Genomic DNA, 21,419 nt, shown 5'->3' with positions numbered 1-21,419 from the left:
CGCGACGGCCGACGTCAACCGGGCGGGTCCGCTCGACAGTTTGGGAGCCCCGCCCGTGACCCCGATCCGCCGGCCCGTGTCCGTCTAGCGTCATGCGCAGCAAGACCATCGCCTTCGTGGCGAGCCCGACCCGCGACGCCCGCGAGGCCGCCGCCCTGCTGATGCGGCGCTACGATCACGTCTCGCCCGAGGAGGCGGACGTCGTCGTGGCGCTCGGCGGCGACGGCCTGATGCTGCAGGTGCTGCACCGCTTCATGGATGCGCCGAAGCCAATCTACGGCATGAACCGGGGCACGGTCGGCTTCCTGATGAACGAGTTCGGGGAGGACGACCTGCGCGAGCGCCTGGACAACGCCCATCGCAGCGTCATCCACCCGCTCCTCATGCAGGCCACGGACACGGAGGGCCGCGCCCATACCGCGCGGGCGATCAACGAGGTCTACCTCCTGCGCCAGACGCACCAGACGGCGAAGCTGAAGATTTCCGTCGATGGGCAGGTGCGGCTTGAACAGCTCATCGCGGACGGCGTGCTCTGCGCCACCGCCGCCGGCTCGACGGCCTACAACCTCTCCGTGGGGGGGCCGATCCTGCCGCTCGACGCCAAGCTGCTGGCGCTCACCCCGATCTCGGCCTTCCGGCCCCGGCGCTGGCGCGGGGCGCTGCTGCCGGATTACGCGCGCATCCGGATCGAAGTGCTGGATGCCGGCCACCGACCCGTGGCGGCGGTGGCCGACCACACCGAGTTCCGCCGGGTCTGCACCGTGGAGACCTCGCTCGACCGCACCACGAACCTCGTGCTGCTGCACGATCCGGGGCACAGCCTCGACGAGCGGATTCTCCGGGAGCAATTCGGCTAGGGCCGGCGATACACCCAGACCCGCGCGGGCGGCAGGTTCAGCCACACCCGATTTGAGGGCGCGGCGGTGTAGCTGCCGGCCTCGCACTTGGCGGGGATCGGCGGCACCACCGCGTAGGTGAACTGGATGAAGGGCGCGCCCGGCCGCATGAGGTCGTGCGCGGCGTTGAGCAGGTCGAGGCGCTGCTCCAAAGGCTTGGTGAACAGCGGCAGGCTGGAGATCGTCGCCGCGCCGGGCTCCGCGAGCACCGAATCGAGCGTCGCGCGGATGTTGTAGGCATCGCCCCGAATCACCGTGACGCCGGGGAAACGGCGGGCGAGAAGGCGGCAGAAATCCGGGTTGAACTCCACGAGGATCAGCCGCTCCGGGGCGATGCCCCGGCGGATCAGCGCCTCCGTCACCGGGCCGGTGCCCGGTCCCAGCTCGATCACCGGGCCGTCCTGCTGCGGATCGACATAGGAGGCCATGGTCCGGGCCAGCATCCGGCCCGAGGGCGTCACCGCCCCGGTGACGAGGGGCCGTTCCAGCCACGAGCGCAGGAACCTCGCTTCGTCCTCCAGTGGATCACGGCGGGGCCCGAGGAGGCGGCCCTCACGGAGACGGCCTTCGAGGCCGGGGACCTTTGCACTGGAGTGGCGCAGCGGCGGCAAGTCCTGGATTCCCGATGCCGTGGAGAGTCGAAAGTGTGTGGCAGGCTAACGTATCTATCGTCCGGTCAAGGCGCCGCCTAGGGTGTCTGCGCCACGGCAGGGCGCCGTCCGCGCATGACCGTTCGGGGGCTCATGCCTTCGCGGCGCCCCCGAAGAACTCGCGAACCTTGGAAAAGAACCCTGCCGATTCCGGATGATTTTCCGGTGAGGCGGATTGGTCGAACTCGAGCAGCAGCTCGCGCTGGCGCTTGGTCAGGCTCTGCGGGGTCTCGACGAAGACCTGGATGTAGAGGTCGCCGACCTCGCGGGAGCGCAGCACCGGCATGCCCTTGCCCTTGATGCGGAACTGCTTGGCCGTCTGCGTGCCGGCCGGGATGCGCACCTGGGTCTGCGACCCGTCGATCACCGGCACGGTGATCTCGCCCGCCAGCGCCGCCGTCACCATGGAGATCGGCACCCGGCAGAACAGGTCCGCCCCGTCCCGCTGGAAGAACTCGTGCGGCTTGATCGAGAGGAAGACGTAGAGGTCCCCCGAGGGGCCGCCGCGCAGACCGCTCTCGCCCTCGCCCGCGAGGCGGATGCGCAGGCCGTCATCGACGCCCGCCGGCACGTTGATGGAGAGCGTCCGCTCCCGGTTGACCCGGCCCGCGCCCTGGCAGTTCGGGCAGGGGTCGTCCACGATCTCGCCGCGCCCGTGGCAGTTCGGGCAGGTCCGCTCGATGGCGAAGAACCCCTGCGCCGCCCGCACCCGGCCGAAGCCGCCGCAGGTCGCGCAAGGACGCGGCTTGGAACCGGGCTTGGCGCCCGAGCCCGAGCAGGTCTCGCAGGTGATCGAGGTCGGGATCTTGATGGTCTCGGCCTTCCCGGTGAAGGCCTCCTCCAGGGTGATTTCGAGGTTGTAGCGCAGGTCCGCGCCGCGCTCGCGCCCGGGGGTGCTGCTGCGCCGCGCGCCGCCGGCCCCGCCGGCGCCGCGGCCATCGCCGAAGAAATTGTCGAAGATGTCCGACATGAAGTCGCCGAACTCGTTGCCGAAGCCCGGGCCGCCGCCACCGCCCTGGCTGAAGGCGGCATGGCCGAACCGGTCGTAGGCGGCGCGCTTCTGACCGTCGGAGAGGCACTGATAGGCCTCGTTGATCTCCTTGAACTTGATCTCGGCTTCCTTGTCGCCGGGATTGCGGTCCGGATGATAGGACATCGCGAGCTTGCGGAAGGCGGTTTTCATCTCGCCGTCCGTGGCGGTCCTCGCGACCCCCAGCACCTCATAATAGTCCCGCTTCGACATCCCTGCCCTCAGGTGCCTTCCCGTCCGCGCCTTGCTTTCCGATGACGGAGAGCGTGCGCACGCACAAGCGAAGACGGGGCCGGATCGCTCCGGCCCCGTAAAGTTTCAGACGAGCGTGGCGATTAAGCCCGCTTCTTCTGGTCCTTCTCGTCGACTTCCTGGAAGTCGGCGTCGATGACGTCGTCCTTCTTCTCGGCCGACGCCTCGCCACCGGCCGCCGCGCCGTCCGGCCCAGCCGACTGGCTCGCGGCGTACATCGCCTCGCCGAGCTTCATCGACGCCTGCATCAGGTCCGTGGTGCGGGCCTTGATGGTCTCGACGTCCTCGCCTTCCAGGGCGGTCTTGAGGGCCGTGATGGCCGTCTCGATGGTGCCCTTGTCGGCGGCCGAGACCTTGTCGCCGTACTCCTTCACCGACTTCTCGGTGGAGTGCACGAGGCTCTCGCCCTGGTTCTTCACCTCGACCAGCTCGCGGCGGCGCTTGTCCGCCTCGGCATTGGCCTCGGCGTCCTTTACCATCCGCTCGATGTCCGAGTCGGACAGGCCGCCCGAGGCCTGGATGCGGATCTGGTGCTCCTTGTTCGTCGCCTTGTCCTTGGCCGTCACGTTGACGATGCCGTTGGCGTCGATGTCGAACGTCACCTCGATCTGCGGCATGCCGCGCGGGGCCGGCGGGATGCCGACGAGGTCGAACTGGCCGAGCAGCTTGTTGTCCGCCGCCATCTCGCGCTCGCCCTGGAAGACCCGGATCGTGACCGCGTTCTGGTTGTCTTCCGCCGTCGAGAAGGTCTGGGACTTCTTGGTCGGGATCGTGGTGTTGCGGTCGATCAGGCGGGTGAACACGCCGCCGAGCGTCTCGATGCCCAGCGACAGCGGAGTGACGTCGAGGAGCAGCACGTCCTTCACGTCGCCCTGGAGCACGCCGGCCTGCACCGCCGCGCCGATGGCCACGACCTCATCCGGGTTGACGCCCTTGTGGGGCTCCTTCCCGAAGAAGGACTTCACCACCTCCTGGATCTTCGGCATGCGGATCATGCCGCCCACGAGCACCACCTCGTCGATCTCGGCGGGGGTGACGCCGGCATCCTTGAGGGCCTTGCGGCAGGGCTCGATGGTCCGCTGGACGAGGTCGTCCACCAGGGACTCGAACTTGGCGCGCGAGAGCTTGAGCGCGAGGTGCTTCGGGCCGGTCTGGTCGGCGGTGATGTAGGGCAGGTTGATCTCGGTCTGCGTGGAGGACGACAGCTCGATCTTGGCCTTCTCGGCGGCCTCCTTGAGGCGCTGGAGGGCGAGCTTGTCCTTGGTCAGGTCGATGCCCTGCTCCTTCTTGAACTCGGCGGTCAGGTACTCGACCACGCGGTTGTCGAAGTCCTCGCCGCCGAGGAAGGTGTCGCCGTTCGTGGACTTCACCTCGAACACGCCGTCGCCGATCTCGAGGATCGACACATCGAAGGTGCCGCCGCCGAGGTCGTAGACCGCGATGGTGCCGGCCTTCTTCTTGTCGAGGCCGTAAGCGAGCGCCGCCGCCGTCGGCTCGTTGATGATGCGCAGGACCTCGAGGCCGGCGATCTTGCCGGCGTCCTTGGTCGCCTGACGCTGGGCGTCGTTGAAGTACGCCGGGACGGTGATGACCGCCTGCGTGACCGGCTGGCCGAGATGGGCCTCCGCCGTCTCCTTCATCTTCTGAAGGGTGAAGGCCGAGATCTGGGACGGCGAGTACTTCTTGCCGTCGGCCTCGACCCAGGCGTCGCCGTTGTCGCCGCGTACGATCTTGTAGGGGACGAGACCCTTGTCCTTCTGGGTCATCGGGTCGTCGTAGGTGCGCCCGATCAGGCGCTTGATGGCGAAGAACGTCCGCTCGGGGTTCGTCACCGCCTGCCGCTTGGCCGGCTGGCCGACGAGCCGCTCGCCGTCGTCGGTGAAGGCCACGATCGACGGGGTGGTGCGGGCGCCTTCCGAATTTTCGATGACCTTCGGCTGCGTGCCTTCCATGACGGCCACGCAGGAATTGGTGGTGCCGAGGTCGATACCGATTACTTTACCCATGGTGGGATCCCTCTTCTGTCGCGTTCAAGCAGACCGCCGAGCCCCGAAGCAGCTCGGCCCATGGCATTTCAGAACTCGCGATGGAGACTGACGCATCTGATGTGAGTACGGGACCCGGGCCGGATCAAGGGCCGCGAACGGCCGAAATCCAGCGGATAATCCCGCGTCGTCGGCGATATAAGAACCGCCGCCCGACGCCGCAAGAAGCCTTGGCATGAACGCGGTCTCCACGGCCAGTGCCTTCGGCCGCCAGGGGTTTTCAACCCCCACCAGGGGCAAGGCCCTTCCGCACAGCCGCAATTTGTTGCTCCGCTGCCACGTCAGCGCCACCGATGGCGTGTTAACCCTGTCCCGTGGGATCGAGACCGGCCCCCGCAGGAAAATCACTCGACAGAGCCGTCCTTGCCCGCGCGCCAGCCCCGACCGACCCGCCTTCTCCTGCTCACCGCCCTGACGGCGGGCCTCGCCCTGGGGGCGCCTGTCCGCCCGGCGGAGGCGCAGAATTTTCTCGAACGGCTGTTCGGCATCAAGCCGGAGCGTCCGCCCGTGCCGCCCCAGCGCATCCCGGAGGGCGGCCCCGCCCCCGGCGCGCCGGAGGAGCCGGGCCAGCCGGGATCGGCGGCCCCCGAGGCGGCCCGCCCCGCCCCGGTGCCGCGCGCGCCGGTGGTGCTGAAGGCCCCGAGCGAGGAGGGAATCCTCAACCAGGACCTGCAGCTCAACGGCACGACCGGCGCCCTGAAGCTCGAACGGGCCGGCACGGGCCTCACGGCCACCGTGACCCTGCCGGGCACGAAGGTCTCGCAGCCGACCGAGACGTGCAGCGTCAAGCTCGGCGGCGGCAAGCCGATCACCCTGACTGCCGCCGGCAAGCCCGAGGGCGTGCCGCGCTACGAGGCGCCGGCCGCCGAATGCCCGCTGCGGCTGGACGTGGCCGAGGGCGGCGTGATGGTGACGACCGTCGAATCCGGCCAGACCTGCACCTTCTCGGCCGCCGACTGCGCGACGACGCCGGTCGGGCTGTGGGGGCCGCCGGCCGCCACGCTCATCCCCCGTGCGGGGGAGTTCGACACGGCCCGGGGCGTCGCCGACAAGTCGGTGCGCGACAATTACAAGCTGATGACCCAGCGGGCCCGGCGGGAGGATGTCCGCCCGATCGTGGCCGAGCAGGCTGCCTTCTCGGCGGACCGGGAGCAGTTCTGCCGGAGCTACGCCCGCGAGGGCACGCACGGCTTCTGCCACCTGCGCTTCACGGAGAACCGCTCGCTGGCGCTGGCGACGCGGCTCGGCGCCAACACCGCCGCGCCCACGACGACGGTCGCCGCCCCGCGCAAGCCGAAGCCGAAGCCCTCCGTCGAGGGCATGAACCCGGACGCGTTCGGCGGCCCCGAACCCGAGTAACGGATTGCGGAGGGCGGCCCGTCAGGCCCGCCCGACGCTCGCGGAGAGCATGGCGGGATCGATCCCGTTGTCCCGCAGGGTCCGCTCGTACTTGGATTCGAGGTCCGGCGCGAAGATCAGGCTCGGATCCGCCTGGCAGTTGAGCCAGCCGTTGGCCATGATCTCGCTTTCGAGTTGCCCGGCCTGCCAGCCGGCATAGCCGAGGGCCAGCACGGCGTTGGCCGGGCCCTCGCCGCTGGCGATGGCGCGCAGGATCTCCACCGTGGCGGTGAGGCAGATCCCATCGTCGATGATGAGCGTCGATTGCGCGATGTGGAAATCGTCCGAGTGCAGGACGAACCCGCGCCGCCCCTCCACCGGTCCGCCCATCAGCACCGGCATGTGGCCGACGCGCTCGCGCAGGCGGATCGCGTCCGCCTCGGGCGCCACGTCGAGCTGCACCAGCAGGTCCGGCATGCTGATGTCGGTGGCGGGCTTGTTGACGATGATTCCCATCGCCCCGTCGGAGGAATGGGCGCAGATGTAGATCACCGAGCGCGCGAACCGCTCGTCCGCCATCCCGGGCATCGCGACCAGGAACTGACCGTCGAGGAAATTCGTGCCGGAGAGCGCCGTCTGCCGGGGAGGAAGGGTGGTCGGCATGATCGTATGCTGGCCTTCAGGTGGCGTGTTGTCCAGCGGACAACGTGATTGTGCGGCTTCGATTTCCGCCCGCCGAGACCGGCCGCCTCGACAGGCCTAGTCCGCCACGCTACGTCAGCCCCGAGCCAGCGGGGAACCCCGCCCCAGCGGAGAGACCAGATGATCCAGGTCGGCGAACACCTGCCTCAGGCGACCTTCCGGGTGATCGGCCCCGAAGGCCCGATCGCGCGCACCACGGACGACGTGTTCAAGGGCCGTCGGATCGTGCTGATCGGCGTGCCCGGCGCCTTCACCCCGAGCTGCCACCGCAACCACCTGCCGGGCTTCGTGCAGCACCGGGAGGCCATCCTGAGCAAGGGCGTCGACGCCATCGCCGTGACCAGCGTCAACGACGTGTTCGTGCTGGACGCCTGGGCCAAGGCGAGCGCGGCCGAGGGCATCGAGTTCCTGGCGGACGGGAACGCCGACTTCGCCAAGGCGATCGGCCTGGAAATGGATGGCACGGGCTTCGGCCTCGGCACCCGCTCCAAGCGCTATTCCATGCTCGTCGAGGACGGCGTGGTGCGGGTCCTCAACGTCGAGGAATCGCCCTCGAAGGCCGAGGCGTCCGGCGCCGAGGCCCTCTTGAAGGTCCTCTGACGAAGGGGCCCTGACGGGCGCGCCCTCGTGAGGCCATGTTCTGCGGGCTAAGGCAGCGGGCGATTACCCGCAGCCGGCCCCCGAGGACCCATGGCCTTCCTGCACGATCTGCCCATCGCCGACCTGATCGCGAATTACGGCTACATCGCCATCTTCGTGATCATCACGCTGGAAAGCGCGGGCGTGCCCTGCCCCGGCGAGACGGTGCTGATCTCGTCCGCCGTCTATGCCGGCAGCACCGGCAATCTCGACATTGCCGGCGTGATCGCCGCCGCAGCGACGGCCGCGATCCTCGGCGACAACCTCGGCTACTGGGCCGGGCGGCGCTGGGGCATGCCCCTGCTGCTCCGCTACGGCCACCTGATCGCCCTCGACCACGGCCGGTTGAAGCTTGGGCAGTACCTGTTCCGGCGGCATGGCGGGAAGATCGTATTCTTCGGCCGCTTCACCGCGATGCTGCGCGCCTACGCGGCCCTGCTCGCCGGGGTGAACCGCCTGGATGCCCGCCGCTTCTTCATCTTCAACGCGCTGGGCGGCGTGACCTGGGCCGCGAGCATGGGCCTCGGCTCGTATTATTGCGGCCGCTCCATCGAGAAGGTCGCCGGGCCGGTGGGCCTCACCCTCCTCGCCCTGGTGATCTTCGGCGGCATCGCCCTCTGGGCCTTCGTGCGCCGCCACGAGGCGCGCCTGCTCGTGAAGGCCGAGAGCGCGATCCCCGGGCCGCTGGCCTGAGCCTCAAACCTCGACCTCCAGCTCCGCCAGATCCCCATGGTGGAGCAGCAACACGCCCGTGGCCCCCGCGAGGCGGCGGGCGGCGGGGGTGAAGCCCGCGTTCGAGACCACCGCCGCGCGATCCCCCTCCCAGTAGCGCAGGGCGGCGGCGGCCTCCTGCACGGCGGCGTTGCCGACCGGGCGCCCGAGCCGCTTGCATTGCACGATGAGCCGGATCCCCTCCCGCTCGGCCACGACATCCGCCCCCTGGTCGCCGCTCGGCGGAGTCCGGTGAGTGCGCCAGCCCGCCCGCGTCAGAAGGCCGGCGCAGAAGCGCTCGTAAGCGATGCCGTCCTCCGGCGCCTCGTCCTCGTCGGGCAGGTCGATGTCAGCCGCCGCCGCCTCGATCACCGCGAGCATCCGGGGGCGCTCCCGGTCGAACAGGTCCGCGTCGCGGGCGCCGAGTTGCGGCAGGACCGTGCGGTCGAGGAAATAGTCGCACTCGCGCAGCCAGCCGTCGTCGATCAGGTTGCCGTAGGCATCCTCGAACCGTTCCTGGCGGCGGCGGAGCGCCAGGGTTTCGCCGTGGCGCCGGGCGATGCGGCGGACGCGGGCGCGCAGGCGGCGCGGCCTGTCGAGATGGCGGGCCAGCACGGCGGCGAGCGCCAGCCCCGTGCCGGCGAAGGCCGCCGGCCCGTACCAGAAGGCGATGGACGCGCCCGTCACCCCCGTCCAGAACAGGCGGGCGACGAGGTTCGGCGGGCGGGCGGGCGCCTCGCCCGCGCCGGGGGACACGGGGCGCGCGGACGGCATCGACATCGGCAACTCGATCGGTGGTGGCGGCGATGAGCCTCGCAAGCCCCCCTTGCCCGATCCTGAAGCAGCGGGGAAAACCTGTGGATCGCCCGCCACGCCCGGGGACGGCATGAGCACCTATCGCTTCGACAGGCTACTCGCCCCCCGCGCGGTGGCTTTCGTCGGCGCCGGCGCCCGCGAGGGCAGCGTGGGCCGCAGCGTACTCGCGAACCTGCGCCGCTCGGGCTATCCCGGGCGCATCCTCCCCGTTCATCCGACGGAAGCCGCCATCGAAGGGCTCGCCACCGCCCCGACCCTCTCGGCGCTGCCCGCCGTGCCCGACCTCGTGATCGTGGCGGTGCCGCCGGAGGGCGTGCCGGAGGTGGTGGACGAGGCCGGGCGGATCGGCGCGGCGGCGGCCATCATCCTCAGCGCCGGGCTCGGACGCGGGCCGGAGGATCCCGGCCCCCGGGCGCGGATCGCCGCCCGCGCCCATGGCCTGCGCCTCCTCGGCCCCAGCAGCGCGGGCCTGTGCGTGCCATCGCGAAAACTCGATGCGAGCCTGTTCGCCCACGCGCCTTCGGCGGGGGACCTCGCGCTGATCTCGCAATCGGGCACGGTGGCAGCGGCCATCGTGGAATGGGCGAGCCGGCGGGGGAACGGCTTCTCGGCGGTGATGGCGCTGGGCAACGCCCTCGACATCGACGCCTCCGATTGCCTCGACCATTTCGCCGCCGACATCCGCACCCGCGCAATCCTGCTCTGCCTCGACCGGGTGGAGGATGCCCGCAGGTTCATGTCCGCCGCCCGCGCGGCGGCACGGGCGAAGCCGGTGGTGGTGCTGCGCGCGGGACGCCGCCGGCCCGACGCGCCGGGCTGGGCCGGCTCCGCCGTGACCCATACCGGCGCGCTGGCCCGGCCGGACGCGGTCTATGCCGCCGCCTTCCGCCGGGCGGGCCTGCTCGCCGTTCAGGATCTCGACGAGATGTTCGCCGCCGTCGAGACGCTCGGCCGGCAGCGGCCCTTCCCCGGCAAGCGGCTCTCGATCCTCACCAACGGGCTCGGCATCGGCTGGCTCGCCGCCGACAAGCTCGCCGACCGATCCGGCCTCCTCGCCGCGATCCCCGCCGGCAACCCGGTGAATCTCGGCATGGATGCGGGTGGCCCCGCCTTCGCGGAGGCACTGGCGCCGCTGCTCACCGATGCCGCCGGCGATGCGGTGCTGGCGATCCACGTCCCGACGATCCGCTCCGATGCGAAGGCCGTGGCCGGCGCCATCGCCGAGACGGTGACGCAGGCGCGCAAGGGCCAATCGCGCAAGAAGCCGGTCTTCGCCGTCTCCCTCGGGGAGGCCGAGGCCGTGCGCGAGACCTTCGCGGGCGCCGGCATCCCACATTTCTCCTCCGATTCTGAGGCGATCGAAGGGTTCCTGCACCTCGTCCGCTACCGGGAGGCGCAGGACGACCTGATGCGCACGCCCGATTCGCTCCCGCGCGATTTCTCCCCCGACACGGAGGCGGCGCGGCGGATCGTGGCCGACGCCCTGCGCCAGGGGGCGTCCTGGCTCGACCCGATCGCGGTGAGCGCCCTGCTCTCGGCCTATCGTATCCCGGCGGTGCCGCTGACGCTCGCCCCCGACATCGACGCCGCCGCCGCCGCCGCGTGGCCGCTGATCGCGGCGGGGCAGACGGTGGCGCTCAAGGTCGTCTCACCGGACATCGTGCACAAATCCGACATCGGCGGCGTCCATCTCGACCTGACGAGCGAGGCCGACGTGCGCGAGGCGGCGCGCAGCATCCTCACCCGGGCGCGTCGGGAGCGGCCGGATGCCCGCGTCACCGGCTTCGCCGTGCAGCCGATGGTGCGCCGGGGCCGCCGCCGGGAACTGATCGCCGGTCTTGCCGAGGATCCGGTCTTCGGACCCGTGGTGGTGTTCGGCCGGGGCGGCACCGCCGTCGAGGTGATCGACGACCGGGCGCTTGGCCTGCCGCCCCTCGACATGATCCTCGCCCGCGACCTCATCGGCCGCACGCGCGTGGCGCGGCGCCTCGACGCCTACCGCGACGTGCCCGCCGCCGACCTGTCGGCCATCGCCCTCACCCTGGTGAAGATCGCCCAGCTCGCCGCCGACCTCCCGCAGGTGCGCGAACTCGACATCAACCCCCTGCTCGCCGACGAGACGGGGGTGCTCGCCCTCGACGCGCGGGTGCGGATCGGCCGGGTGCCGCAGAGCCGCTTCGGCACCCGCGACCGGCGCGGCGGCGGGCATCCGGGCTTCGCGATCCGCCCCTATCCGGTGGAATGGGTGCGGGTGCTCAACCTGAAGGACCGGACCGTGCGGGTGCGGCCCGTGCGGCCGGAGGACGAGGACCTGTTCCGGGTGTTCTTCGAGAACCTCGACCCGGAGAGCCTGCGCCTGCGCTTCTTCGGCCCGGTGCGGGCCTTCAGCCACGCTTTCCTCACCCGGCTGACGCAGCTCGACTACGCCCGCGCCATCGCCTTTGTGGCGGTGGAGATCGGCCCGGACGGCCGCGAGCGGATGCTGGGCGCGGTGCGCCTCCACGCCGACGCCAACAACGACAGCGGCGAATACGCGATCGGCGTCGGCCAGGACGTGCGCGGCACGGGGCTCGCCTTCGCGCTGATGCGGCTGATGATCGACTGGGCGCGCTCGGAGGGGATCGGCCGGGTGGAGGGCACCGTGCTTTCCGAGAACCGCCCGATGCTCGCCGTCTGCCGCCGCCTCGGCTTCACCCAGAAGCGCGACCCGGAGGATCCGGGGGTGATGAAGGTGCAGCTGGATCTCGGGCAAGCCGCCGACACCGAGCGCGCTGCCTCGGGCTGACCGGCATTCGCGTCAGCGGACGACGCGGATCGGGACGCCGATCTGGTCCGGAAGTTTGCTCCATGCCCGATCGGTCGTGACCGCAACGGCAGTGCGCTGGCGGGCGAGGGCGAGGCAGGCTCTGTCGCCGAGGGATAATCCGAAGGGGCGCGTCGCCGTCCGCATCAGCCCCGCGACGCGCGCCTGTTCGTCATCGAAGGGCTCGACCTTGAGGCGCAGTACACCGAGTGCCCGCGATATCTGCGCCTCCGTTCCCCCCGTATCCGCGAGCTTGGCGACGACCTCGGACAGGTTGACCGCACCGATCACCGACCGATCCAGGATATCCGTCACCCGTTCCGCGCCGGCCTCCGCATGCAGCAGACACAACAGGGCAGACGCATCCAGAACGTAAGTCTCACTCACGTTCGGCATTCGCTCGCCGTTCTGCGATCAGTTCGTCGGACAGGCTTCGTTCGGCCGGTGCGAAGCCGCGCACGATGGCCTGCGCGGTGCGGATGGCGGCGGACAGGGAGCGCACACGCAACCCATCCTCCGTCAGTTCGACCGTCACAGTGTCGCCGGCGTCCAGACCGAGTTCTCGGCGGAAATCGTTCGGGATCAGCAACTTGCCGTCGTCGCCGATCTTCACCGCCTGCGAAGGCATCGCGAACTCCCACTTGGACGCATCGGATCCAAGAAGGATGCCTCACAAGGCGGCGCAAAGAAAAGCCCCGCGCATCGCTGCGCAGGGCTTCCTCATCTCACGTAAGTCGGCTCAGTGGCCGCTGTCGGTCGCGTTGCGGGTGGCCTCGTAGAGGAACCACGTGCGCTCCTCAGACTGGTCGATCCACTCTTCCAGCAGCGAGGTGGTCGAGACGTCGTTCGCCTCGTCCGTGACCTCATGAAGCTCGCGCATGTGCGCGGTGAGCGCCTTGTTGTCGTCGCGCAGCTCCTTGAGCATGTCGAGCGGGCTGACATACTCGGCGTCGTTGTCGGCGACGCGGGTCAGGCTCTTGGCCTGGCCGAGCGAGCGCAGCACCGTGCCACCGATCTTGCGGGCGCGCTCGCCCACGGCGTCGATGATCGCGAAGATCTGCTGGGACTGCTCGTCCATCAGCAGGTGGTAATCGCGAAAGTTCGGGCCGCTCACGTGCCAGTGGAAGTTCTTCGTCTTGATGTAGAGGGCGAAGAGGTCCGACAGAAGGACGGTGAGCCCCTCGGCGATCTTCTTGGTGTCGTTCGGATCGAGGTCGGTCGGGGTGTTGAGGCGATCGCTCTCGATGCGGCTGACCGGATTGGCCTTAGCCATCGTTCAGGCTCCCATATGCAGGTGGTAAAACGGATAGGGTCGGCCTCTGACGGGGGGTCCGACCGCGTTCTCACCTGCAATCGCACCGCGCCCTGTTGGTTCCGATCTTTCCCCTCACCGCATGGCTGGGTCCCCTTCAGCGGACGGTCGAGGGCGCCTCGCCGTTGCGGCGCTCGGCCGCGGCGGCCTGGGGCACCGGCCGGGGGCTCGCCGGGCGGGCGCCGACGGAGCCGGTGGCGGCGGGCTCGGTGGGTTTCGGCGCGGCGGCGGCCGGCGCGGGCAGGGGCGCCGGCTTGGGGCTGTCGAGGCCGTAGATGTCGTCCCGGAACTGGGCGCGCCCGTCCGGCCCGGCATAGCCGGTGAGATAGACGAAGGCGACGGGGACCGGCTTCGGCAGCTTGATGTCCCGGCGCTCGCCGTCGGCGATGCCGGTCTCGATCTCCATCGGGCCCCAGGTCGAGCCCGGCCCGTTCGGCCCTTCGACGCCCTGCAGCAGCCAGCCGACGAGTTCCTTCACCTGCCCCACGCGGACGCAGCCGTGGCTGTGGAAGCGCACGGAACGCGCGAACAGCGACTTGGCCGGCGTGTCATGCATGTAGACGGCAAAGCGGTTGGGCATGTCGATGCGGACCTGCCCCAGCGAATTGTCGAGGCCGGAATCCTGGCGCAGCGTGTAGTTCGCCGCCTTCTCCGTCGCCCAATCGACCTTGGTCGGGTCGACCTCGGTTCCGCCCGGCCCGAGGATGCGGATCCGGTTCTTGGCGAGGTAGCCGGGGTTCTTCCGCATCTGCGGGATGATCTCGTTCTTCACCACCGAGACCGGCACCGTCCAGGTCGGGTTGAAGTTGATGTCGGTGATGCGCGTCTCGATGGTCGGCGTCGCCTTGTCAGGGGAGCCGACCACGGCGACGTAGCGGCGGACCACCTGCCCGTTCTCCACCGCCTCGACCGTGGCCGAGGGGATGTTCACCGCGACGTAGCGCTCGCCGAAAGCGAATTTCGCGCCCATCAGCCGCGCGGCCGAGGCGGCGAGTTGCTTCTGGCGCGTTTCAGCCGGAATGTTCAACGCATTGATGGTAAGCCGGCCAAGTATCCCGCTGTCGGGCAGGCCGTGGCGGGCCTGGAACGCCGAGATCGCCGCCACTAGGGGCGGGTCGAGCCGGTCGCTCGGCGGGGCGTCGGCGGGAAGGTCGCCTTCCAGGGTCAGATGGTGGCGCAGGGCCGGGATCGCCGGATGGCGCTCGCCGGGCTTCAGGGTGATGAGGCTGTCCGGCACCTTCTCCCAGCCGCCGGCCTCCACGAAGGCGGCATAGCGCTCGGCGGCGCGCAGGGTGTTCAGGAAGGTCTGCGGCGAGAGCGCCGGGACGGGATCGGTCGAGACCTTGGCATAGACGAGGGGCGCCGGCTCTCGGCTCTTGCGCGCCGCCTCGGCGGTGGGCGGAGCCGATGCGGGGGCAACGTCGACCGGCTTAATCGCGATATCCTTTGCCGGCTCTACTTTCGGCGCCTCGGGGGCGGGCTGCTCCTTCGGTGGGGCGGCGGCCAGGTCCTGGGCGCCGAGGGGACCGGCTCCGGTCAGCAGGGCGGACAGGCAGAGGCCGGCCGCAAGGGCGGCACGGGGGCGGCTCTGGGTCGGGACCATACGCAAAACTCCCGACGGCGCCGGGGACGGCGCGGTCGCTCGGGAGAATGAGGGGCCGATGGTTACCAATCCCCTCCGGCATACCCGCTCACGCTGTACCGCGCAGGCGCGCTCGCAACGCGGAGTGGTCCGGCGCGTGACGGAAGGCCGCGATCAGCGCCTCGCGGAACGGCTTCGGCCGCATCGCCTCGTCGAAGGGCAGCGGGCGCTGCCTGAGCCCGTCCCGGCGGCGATGGTCGGGATGATCGTTGAGCCACGTGTCGCCGTCGAACAGGCCCCAGGTGACGACATCGAGGAGCGCGGGCTCATCCAAGGCGACGTCGAGGAAGCGCCGCGCGAAATTGGCCACCGCGCGGTCGCGCGCCTTCGGGTCGCCGGGATAGGCCTTGTCGTCGATGTCGAGCTCGGTGATCTCGATGCCGAGTCCCATCTGGCCGATCTCGCGCAGGAAGCGCCGGAACTTGCCGGCATCGAACGGCTGATCGCTGACGAGATGCGCCTGGATGCCGAACCGGCGGATCGGCACGCCCTTCGCACGCATCGCCTCCAGCCGCTTGAGGACGCGCGTCCGCTTGGCCTCCGCCCAGGGGAAGTCGTGTTCGAGGGAATCCTCGTTCCAGGCGAGCGCCGCCCGCGGATCGGCCTCGTGGGCGATGCGGAAGGCGAGGTCGATGTAGTCCGGCCCCAGGGCCGTCAGCCAGGGTGAGGGGCGCAGCCCGTCCGCCCGCGTCACGGGGCCGTAGCCGGCCATGACCTCGTTGACCACGTCCCACGAGGCGATGAGCCCCCGGTAGCGCCCCATCACCGTCTCGGCCCAGCGGCGCAGGAAATCCTCCGCCTTCGCCGGCCCCGCTCCGGCGAGGAGCGGCGCGACCCAGCCCGGCAGGGCCTCGTGCCAGACCAGGGCGTGTCCCCGCAGGCGCTGCCCGTGGGCGCGGGCGAAGCGCACCACGGAATCGGCCGGGGCGAAATCGGTGCGGCCGGGCTCCGGCAGCACCACGGCCATCTTCATCTCGTTGTTGCCGAGAAGCAGCCCGCAATCCCGCGCGAGGAGGGTCCGGAACTCCGCGCTGCGGTTCAGGAGGTTCGAGGGCACCGCCGCGCCGAACCCAAGGCCCTTGCGCGCCGCCGCACCCTGCGGCCCCTCCGGCGACCATGACGGCTTGACCAGCGGCCCGAAATCCGGCGCGGCCGCGACCGCAGGCTGGACCAAGCCCGATGCCGCAACCCCCAGGAGCAGGTTCCGGCGGTTCAGGGGGATCGACATGCGCTTCCTTGCCGCCGCCGGCCTTGCGGGGCGATGGCCTTCCCGCCACCCTGCCCCATCTCACGCCTTCGCATGAAGATGGAGCAGGAAGCGATGTCCCGACACCCCGCGATCAGCCCGGGCCACAGCGCGGTGGTGACGGGCGCCGCGAGCGGCATCGGCCTCGCCGCCGCGAAGGCCTTCGCCAGCGCCGGCATGAACGTCTGGCTCGCGGACCTGCCGGGGGAGGCGCTGGACGCCGCCCGCGCCGAGGTGGGCGCCCTGGCGGCGGTGGATGTGCGCGCCGTGCCGACCGACGTTGCCGACCGAAGCGCCATGGACGCGCTGGCGGCGGCCGTGCTGCGCGGCGGTCCGCCCACCCTCGTGATGCTGAATGCGGGAGTCGAGGCGGGGGGCAAGCTGTTCTCCGACGCCGCCACCTGGGAGCGGATCATCGGCACGAACCTCTGGGGCGTGGTCAACGGCATCCGCGCCTTCGCGCTGGCCATGGCGGACTCAGGGCGGCCCGGCGCGGTGATCGTCACGGGCTCGAAGCAGGGCATCACCACGCCGCCGGGCAACGCGCCCTACAACGTCTCGAAGGCGGGGGTGAAGGCCGTCACCGAGGCGCTGGCCCACGAGCTGCGCAGCCGCGAGGGCTGCCGGACCAGCGCGCATCTGCTGATCCCCGGCTTCGTCTATACCGGCCTCGCCAAGGCCCGGGGCGTCGCCGAGAAGCCGGCCGGCGCCTGGACGCCGGAGGAGACGATCACCTTCATGCTGGAGCGCATGGAACAGGGCGACTTCTACATCCTCTGCCCCGACAACGAGACCACGCGCGAGCAGGACGAGAAGCGCATGGAATGGGCGATGGGCGACATCATCGAGAACCGCCCCGCCCTGTCCCGCTGGCATCCCGACCATGCCGAGGCGTTCAAGCGGTCCATGGAGGGGTAGACCCTCGCCCTCGGGGAGCCGCCCTTGGCGCGGCTCCTGCAGCGGGGTAAGCCCAGCCCCTCCCAGGCTCGTTCGGGAGCCGCCACGCGGGGTATGCCGCCACAGACCGGGAGCCGCCCTTGGCCACGACGATCATTCCCGTCGCCTCGTTCGATTGCGTCGTCTTCGGCGCGACCGGAGACCTGACTGCGCGCAAGCTCCTGCCGGCCCTGTATTATCGGTTCCGCGACGGCCAGATCCCCGGCACCAGCCGGATCATCGGCGCCTCCCGCTCGGACCTTTCGGTCGAGGCCTTCCGCGAGCATGCCCGCGACGCCCTCAAGCGATTCGTGCCGGGCCACGACCTGCCGGACGATGCGCTGACCGATTTCCTCGCCCATCTCGACTACGTCGCCGTGGACGGCACGGGCGACGACGGCTGGGACGATCTGGTGGCCAAGCTCGCCGAGCGCCCCGATCAGGTGCGGCCCTACTACCTCGCCACCTCGCCCGACCTCTACGGCGCGATCTGCCGAAACCTCGCCGACCATGGGCTGATCGGCGAGAAGTCCCGCGTCGTGCTGGAAAAGCCGATCGGCAAGGATCTCAAGTCCGCCCAGGCGATCAACGACGCGGTGGGCGAGGTTTTCCCCGAATCGCAGATCTTCCGGATCGACCACTATCTCGGCAAGGAGACGGTGCAGAACCTGCTCTCGCTCCGCTTCGCCAACACCATCTTCGAGCGGCTCTGGACGGCGGACGTGATCGACCATGTCCAGATCACCGTCGCCGAGACCGTCGGCGTCGAGGGCCGCGCCGGCTATTACGACACGTCGGGCGCCCTGCGAGACATGCTGCAGAACCACATCCTGCAGCTCCTCTGCCTGACGGCGATGGAGAGCCCTCTCAACCTCGAAGCCAATTCCGTCCGCGACGAGAAGCTGAAGGTGCTGCGCGCCCTGAAGCCGATCACCGGCCACGACATCCAGGCGGTGACGGTGCGTGGCCAGTACGTCGCCGGGGCGGTAGGCGGGCAACCTGTTGCCGGCTATCTGGATGAACTCGGCCACGAGAGCCGCACCGAGACCTTCGTGGCGTTGAAGGTGGAGGTGCAGTCCGGCCGCTGGGCGGGGGTGCCGTTCTACCTGCGCACCGGCAAGCGCCTGCCCCAGAAGCTGTCCGAGATCGTGGTGCAGTTCCGCGCCTCGCCCTTCTCGATCTTCCCCGTGGAGGCCTTCGGCCGCGAGCCGAACCGGCTGGTGATCCGTTTGCAGCCGCAGGAGGGCATGAAATTGGAGGTGATGACCAAGGATCCCGGTCCCGGCGGGCTTCGCCTGCGGCCGACCGACCTCGACATCTCCTTCGAGGAGACGTTCAAGCAGCGCTACCCCGACGCCTACGAGCGGCTGCTGATGGATGTGGTGCGCGGCAACGCCACCCTGTTCATGCGCCGGGACGAAGTGGAGGCGGCCTGGGCCTGGGCCGGCACCATCCTCAACGCCTGGGCCGAACGGCCGGAGGCCCCGCGCCCCTACGCGGCGGGCTCCTGGGGGCCGACCGCCGCCATCGCCCTGATCGAGCGCGACGGCCGCACCTGGCACGAGGAGCTGCGGCTTTAAGACAGGGGACGGGACAGGGCGGCGGGTTGCCTTACGGCCAAGCTGCCCTTTTCCGGCCAAGCCTGGTCCCGACACTGGGCCACCCGGGAGACCGGCACGGCACAGGGACGAGACCATGCAGGAGCGCAGCGGACACGACCATTTCGACGCCGAGCGGCGGCTGCAGCGCTCGGTGGCCTCCGTCCTGCGGATCATCCACGCGGCGCAGGCCGAGCGGCAGGCGCCGCCGGTGCGCGCGGCCCGCCAGCATCTGGGGCAGATCTACCGGGCGACGCGCCTCGCACGGGCGAAGGAGCGGCTCTCCGCCTCCTGAGGCGGGCTGCGGCTGGCGACCCCGGTAGGGCTCGAACCTACGACCTGCCGCTTAGAAGGCGGCTGCTCTATCCAGCTGAGCTACGGAGTCTGGTGCCGGCCGCCCCCGAAAAGCCACGGGGGAGCCCTTCGGTCAAGGCGTGGCACCCGCCCTGCGGCGGAACGGCTTGCGCGCGGAGCCGGTTTTCGACACCTCACGGGCCAAGCGCCCCCTAGGAACGTCCCCTTGTCCGCCCCCTCCCCGCAGGCCCCCTCGCCCCACCGCGTCCGGCGCCGGAGGAACGACGGGCGCGGCAGCCTCGGACAGCCGGGCGCCGACCTCGCCCGCCTGCCGATCGCCCTCGACCTGCGCAGCGTCCAGGTGTCGGAGGGCATCCGCGCGGGCTTCGCCTTCGGCGTCGTATTCCTGCTCCACGCCATCGTGGAGTGGCCGCCGCTGCTCTCCATGGCCTTCGCGGCCAACCTCGCCTGCTTCTGCGACACGGGCGGGCCGATGCGGGTGCGCCTGCGGGCGCTGACCGCCTTCTCGCTGGTCGGCGGCCTCGTCTGGGGCGGGCTCGGCCTGCTGCGGCCGGTGGGCCTGCCCGTCGTGGTGCCCGTCGCCTGCGCGGTGATCTTCGCCTGCACCTACATCCGCGTCTGGAGCATCCAGGCCCAGGCGGCGGGCAACGTGCTCGTCGTGGTGGTGTGCATCGCCCTCGACCGCGCGTTGACGCCCGAACAGGCCGGGCTCACCGCCGTGATGTTCGCGGCTGGCGGCCTGTGGGCGACCTTCCTCGCCCTGGTGATCTGGCGCCTGCACCCCTACCGGCCGGCGCACCGGGCGGTGGCGGACGTCTGGCGCGGCCTCGCCCGGCTGGTGGGCGACCTCGAACGGCTCGCCGCTTTGCCCGAGCCGGAGACCGAGGCGTTCGACGGCCATTCCCGCGCCCACCGCCGAGGCGTGCGCACGGGGATCGAGACCGCCCGCACGATGATCCTCGATCTCGCCCGCAGCCGGGAGCGCGTCTCCGAGCGCACCGCGCAGGCGCTGCTGCGGCTGGAGAGCGCCGAGCAGATCTTCTCCAACCTCATCGCCATCACCGAACTGCTCGACAGCCGGCCCTCGCCGGAGCAGCGCGCGGCGGCCCAGCGCTTCCTGCGGCGCCTGCGCCCGCTCCTCGTGGTGATCGCCCGCGCGATCCGCGACGATGCGAGCCTCGACCTCGCCCGCCTGGAACCGGCCCTGGCGCGGGCCACGGACGGGCTCTCCGCCGAGCCGACGCTGGCGCGCCTCGCGGAGCGGATCGTCGGCCGGGTACGGATCGGCGCCAAGCTCTCGACGCCGGAGGGCTACCGCCCCGGCGGCCTCGACGAGGGCGGACGGCTCGGCTGGCGGGCGCGCACCCTCGACCCGCTCGTGCAGAACTTCACGACCTCCTCGCCGAACCTGCGCCACGCGGTGCGGGCCACCGCCGTGGCGGCGCCGGCGCTCGCGGGCACGCTGAGCTACGGCGGCACCTTCGCCCACTGGCTCGTCATCACCCTGGTGCTGACCATGCAGCCCTATTACGCCGCCACATGGCAGCGGGCGCTGGAGCGGATCGGCGGGACGGTGCTCGGCGGGCTGGTGGGGGCCGTGCTCGCCTATTTCGCGGCGACGCCCCTGTGGCAGGCGGGGCTGATCCTGGCGCTCAGCATCGTCGGCTTCGCCGCGCGGCAGATCTCCTACGGCTTCTTCGTGACCTGCCTTACGCCCCTCGTGGTGCTTCTGGTGGAGGTGCTGGAGCCCGGCCATTCCTCCTGGGAGATCGTGGCCGAGCGGGCGGGCTTCACGGTGCTCGGCGGGCTGATCGCCGTGGCGAGCTGCCTCGTGCTCTGGCCGATCTGGGAGCCCGATCAGGTGCGGCGGGAATTGCGGCGCGCCCTCACCACCCATGCCGCCTTCGCCCGGGCCGTGCTCGCGGCGGGCGACGACCGGGAGGCGGCGATCGAGGCGGCCGCCCGCGCGGCGGGCCTCGCCCTCAACGATCTGGAAGCCGCCCTTTCCCGCGCCCTGCAACAGCCCCGCGCGGGGCACCATCCGGAGGTCGAATCGGCGATGGTCGCCGACGCGACCCTGCGCCGAATCAGTGCCCGGCTCTCCGTCCTGCGCCACGCGCCGGATGCGGCGGGGCCGGTCGCCCCGGCCTGGAAGGACTGGATCGTGGAGACGCTGAAGGCGCTCGGCACCGACGCCCCGACCCTGCCCGGGCGACCGGACGCCGCGCAGGGTCCCTCCCTGGCGCGGCTCTCGGCCCAGGTCGATCTCCTGACCGGCACCCTGCGCCCCGGCAGCAACCGCGCCGCCGCCCTCGCGCCGGGTTGAGCCGCCGCCCTGCGGCTGCTAGCAAGCGAGGGCTCACGAGCAGCCGGGCCGGCGTAGCACAGCGGTAGTGCAGCGGTTTTGTAAACCGAAGGTCGGGGGTTCGATCCCCTCCGCCGGCACCACCCTCGCCGCGCGCGCGGCGAGGGGCCGGACGCGACGGCC

General features: G+C 70.8%; 19 protein-coding genes and 2 tRNA genes. 10 read left to right on the top strand and 11 right to left on the bottom strand.

The features are described 5' to 3' along the window. Nucleotides 1-92: 92 nt before the first annotated feature. Nucleotides 93-857, top strand: a complete 765-nt coding sequence (locus tag AAHF99_RS01385; protein WP_342162334.1) for an NAD kinase — start codon at nt 93-95, stop codon at nt 855-857. On the opposite strand, the gene AAHF99_RS01380 is transcribed toward AAHF99_RS01385, so the two are convergent. The 3 genes from AAHF99_RS01380 to dnaK all read right to left on the bottom strand — a co-directional run bounded on the left by AAHF99_RS01380 (nt 854) and on the right by dnaK (nt 4,834). Further along, on the bottom strand, nt 854-1,507 hold the full coding sequence (locus tag AAHF99_RS01380) for a class I SAM-dependent methyltransferase (protein WP_342162333.1): 654 nt from the start codon (nt 1,505-1,507) through the stop codon (nt 854-856). The two genes, AAHF99_RS01385 and AAHF99_RS01380, sit on opposite strands and share 4 nt — an antisense overlap. Before the next feature lie 130 nt (nt 1,508-1,637). Beyond that, nucleotides 1,638-2,789 (bottom strand): molecular chaperone DnaJ, encoded by a 1,152-nt coding sequence (dnaJ, locus tag AAHF99_RS01375; protein WP_342162332.1) that lies wholly within the window; start codon nt 2,787-2,789, stop codon nt 1,638-1,640. 122 nt (nt 2,790-2,911) lie between these two features. Next, a complete protein-coding gene (gene dnaK, locus AAHF99_RS01370; RefSeq protein WP_243959549.1) occupies nt 2,912-4,834 on the bottom strand; it encodes a molecular chaperone DnaK in 1,923 nt (640 codons plus the stop codon). Between the two features lie 402 nt (nt 4,835-5,236). Here dnaK and AAHF99_RS01365 point away from each other — a divergent pair, with 402 nt between their 5' ends. Beyond that, entirely contained in the window at nt 5,237-6,232 is a 996-nt protein-coding gene (locus tag AAHF99_RS01365) for a hypothetical protein (protein ID WP_342162331.1), read from the top strand. A gap of 21 nt (nt 6,233-6,253) precedes the next feature. Here the strand turns inward: AAHF99_RS01365 and AAHF99_RS01360 are convergent, their stop codons facing one another. Beyond that, nucleotides 6,254-6,874: a YqgE/AlgH family protein gene (locus AAHF99_RS01360; RefSeq protein ID WP_243959553.1), complete on the bottom strand. Its 621-nt coding sequence runs from the start codon at nt 6,872-6,874 to the stop codon at nt 6,254-6,256. A 159-nt stretch (nt 6,875-7,033) separates the two neighbouring features. Between AAHF99_RS01360 and AAHF99_RS01355 the strand changes: the two genes are divergently transcribed. Both AAHF99_RS01355 and AAHF99_RS01350 read left to right on the top strand, forming a co-directional pair. Next, nucleotides 7,034-7,513: a peroxiredoxin gene (locus AAHF99_RS01355; protein WP_342162330.1), complete on the top strand. Its 480-nt coding sequence runs from the start codon at nt 7,034-7,036 to the stop codon at nt 7,511-7,513. A gap of 90 nt (nt 7,514-7,603) precedes the next feature. Further along, nucleotides 7,604-8,245 carry a DedA family protein gene (locus AAHF99_RS01350; protein ID WP_342162329.1) on the top strand — a complete coding sequence of 214 codons (642 nt, stop codon included), beginning with the start codon at nt 7,604-7,606 and terminating at the stop codon, nt 8,243-8,245. Between the two features lie 3 nt (nt 8,246-8,248). On the opposite strand, the gene AAHF99_RS01345 is transcribed toward AAHF99_RS01350, so the two are convergent. After that, complete coding sequence (locus AAHF99_RS01345; RefSeq protein WP_342162852.1) at nt 8,249-9,037, bottom strand: restriction endonuclease; 789 nt, start codon at nt 9,035-9,037, stop codon at nt 8,249-8,251. A gap of 112 nt (nt 9,038-9,149) precedes the next feature. Between AAHF99_RS01345 and AAHF99_RS01340 the strand changes: the two genes are divergently transcribed. Then, the gene (locus AAHF99_RS01340; protein WP_342162328.1) at nt 9,150-11,864 is read left to right on the top strand and encodes a bifunctional acetate--CoA ligase family protein/GNAT family N-acetyltransferase; all 2,715 of its coding nucleotides are present in this window, start codon (nt 9,150-9,152) and stop codon (nt 11,862-11,864) included. A 12-nt stretch (nt 11,865-11,876) separates the two neighbouring features. Here the strand turns inward: AAHF99_RS01340 and AAHF99_RS01335 are convergent, their stop codons facing one another. The 5 genes from AAHF99_RS01335 to AAHF99_RS01315 form a co-directional block, all read right to left on the bottom strand. Beyond that, nucleotides 11,877-12,278, bottom strand: a complete 402-nt coding sequence (locus tag AAHF99_RS01335; protein WP_342162327.1) for a type II toxin-antitoxin system VapC family toxin — start codon at nt 12,276-12,278, stop codon at nt 11,877-11,879. Beyond that, the gene (locus tag AAHF99_RS01330) at nt 12,262-12,510 is read right to left on the bottom strand and encodes an AbrB/MazE/SpoVT family DNA-binding domain-containing protein (RefSeq protein WP_342162326.1); all 249 of its coding nucleotides are present in this window, start codon (nt 12,508-12,510) and stop codon (nt 12,262-12,264) included. Before AAHF99_RS01330 ends, AAHF99_RS01335 begins: the two co-directional genes overlap by 17 nt. 111 nt (nt 12,511-12,621) lie before the next feature. Further along, complete coding sequence (locus AAHF99_RS01325; protein ID WP_243959569.1) at nt 12,622-13,155, bottom strand: Dps family protein; 534 nt, start codon at nt 13,153-13,155, stop codon at nt 12,622-12,624. A 136-nt stretch (nt 13,156-13,291) separates the two neighbouring features. Next, complete coding sequence (locus AAHF99_RS01320; RefSeq protein ID WP_342162325.1) at nt 13,292-14,797, bottom strand: L,D-transpeptidase family protein; 1,506 nt, start codon at nt 14,795-14,797, stop codon at nt 13,292-13,294. Between the two features lie 88 nt (nt 14,798-14,885). Beyond that, nucleotides 14,886-16,064, bottom strand: coding sequence for an endo-1,4-beta-xylanase (locus AAHF99_RS01315; RefSeq protein WP_342162324.1), 1,179 nt, complete (start codon nt 16,062-16,064; stop codon nt 14,886-14,888). A 93-nt stretch (nt 16,065-16,157) separates the two neighbouring features. On the opposite strand from AAHF99_RS01315, the gene AAHF99_RS01310 reads away from it, so the two are divergent. From AAHF99_RS01310 to AAHF99_RS01300, 3 genes are all read left to right on the top strand, one after another. Then, on the top strand, nt 16,158-17,000 hold the full coding sequence (locus AAHF99_RS01310; protein WP_342162323.1) for an SDR family NAD(P)-dependent oxidoreductase: 843 nt from the start codon (nt 16,158-16,160) through the stop codon (nt 16,998-17,000). A 119-nt stretch (nt 17,001-17,119) separates the two neighbouring features. Then, nucleotides 17,120-18,598 carry a glucose-6-phosphate dehydrogenase gene (gene zwf / locus AAHF99_RS01305; protein WP_342162322.1) on the top strand — a complete coding sequence of 493 codons (1,479 nt, stop codon included), beginning with the start codon at nt 17,120-17,122 and terminating at the stop codon, nt 18,596-18,598. A 115-nt stretch (nt 18,599-18,713) separates the two neighbouring features. After that, complete coding sequence (locus AAHF99_RS01300) at nt 18,714-18,911, top strand: hypothetical protein (protein ID WP_342162321.1); 198 nt, start codon at nt 18,714-18,716, stop codon at nt 18,909-18,911. Between the two features lie 13 nt (nt 18,912-18,924). On the opposite strand, the gene AAHF99_RS01295 is transcribed toward AAHF99_RS01300, so the two are convergent. Next, nucleotides 18,925-19,001: transfer RNA gene (locus AAHF99_RS01295), tRNA-Arg, on the bottom strand. 135 nt (nt 19,002-19,136) lie between these two features. On the opposite strand from AAHF99_RS01295, the gene AAHF99_RS01290 reads away from it, so the two are divergent. Beyond that, nucleotides 19,137-21,257: an FUSC family protein gene (locus tag AAHF99_RS01290; RefSeq protein ID WP_342162320.1), complete on the top strand. Its 2,121-nt coding sequence runs from the start codon at nt 19,137-19,139 to the stop codon at nt 21,255-21,257. Nucleotides 21,258-21,304: 47 nt separating this feature from the next. Continuing rightward, nucleotides 21,305-21,379, top strand: a tRNA-Thr gene (locus AAHF99_RS01285). The last annotated feature ends 40 nt before the right edge of the window (nt 21,380-21,419 follow it).

The sequence above is a fragment of the Methylobacterium litchii genome (assembly GCF_038442315.1).
In the GTDB taxonomy this organism is placed as follows: Bacteria; Pseudomonadota; Alphaproteobacteria; order Rhizobiales; family Beijerinckiaceae; genus Methylobacterium; species Methylobacterium litchii.
Note: the sequence above shows the minus strand (reverse complement) of the source record. Positions and strands in the feature narration are given on the sequence as shown.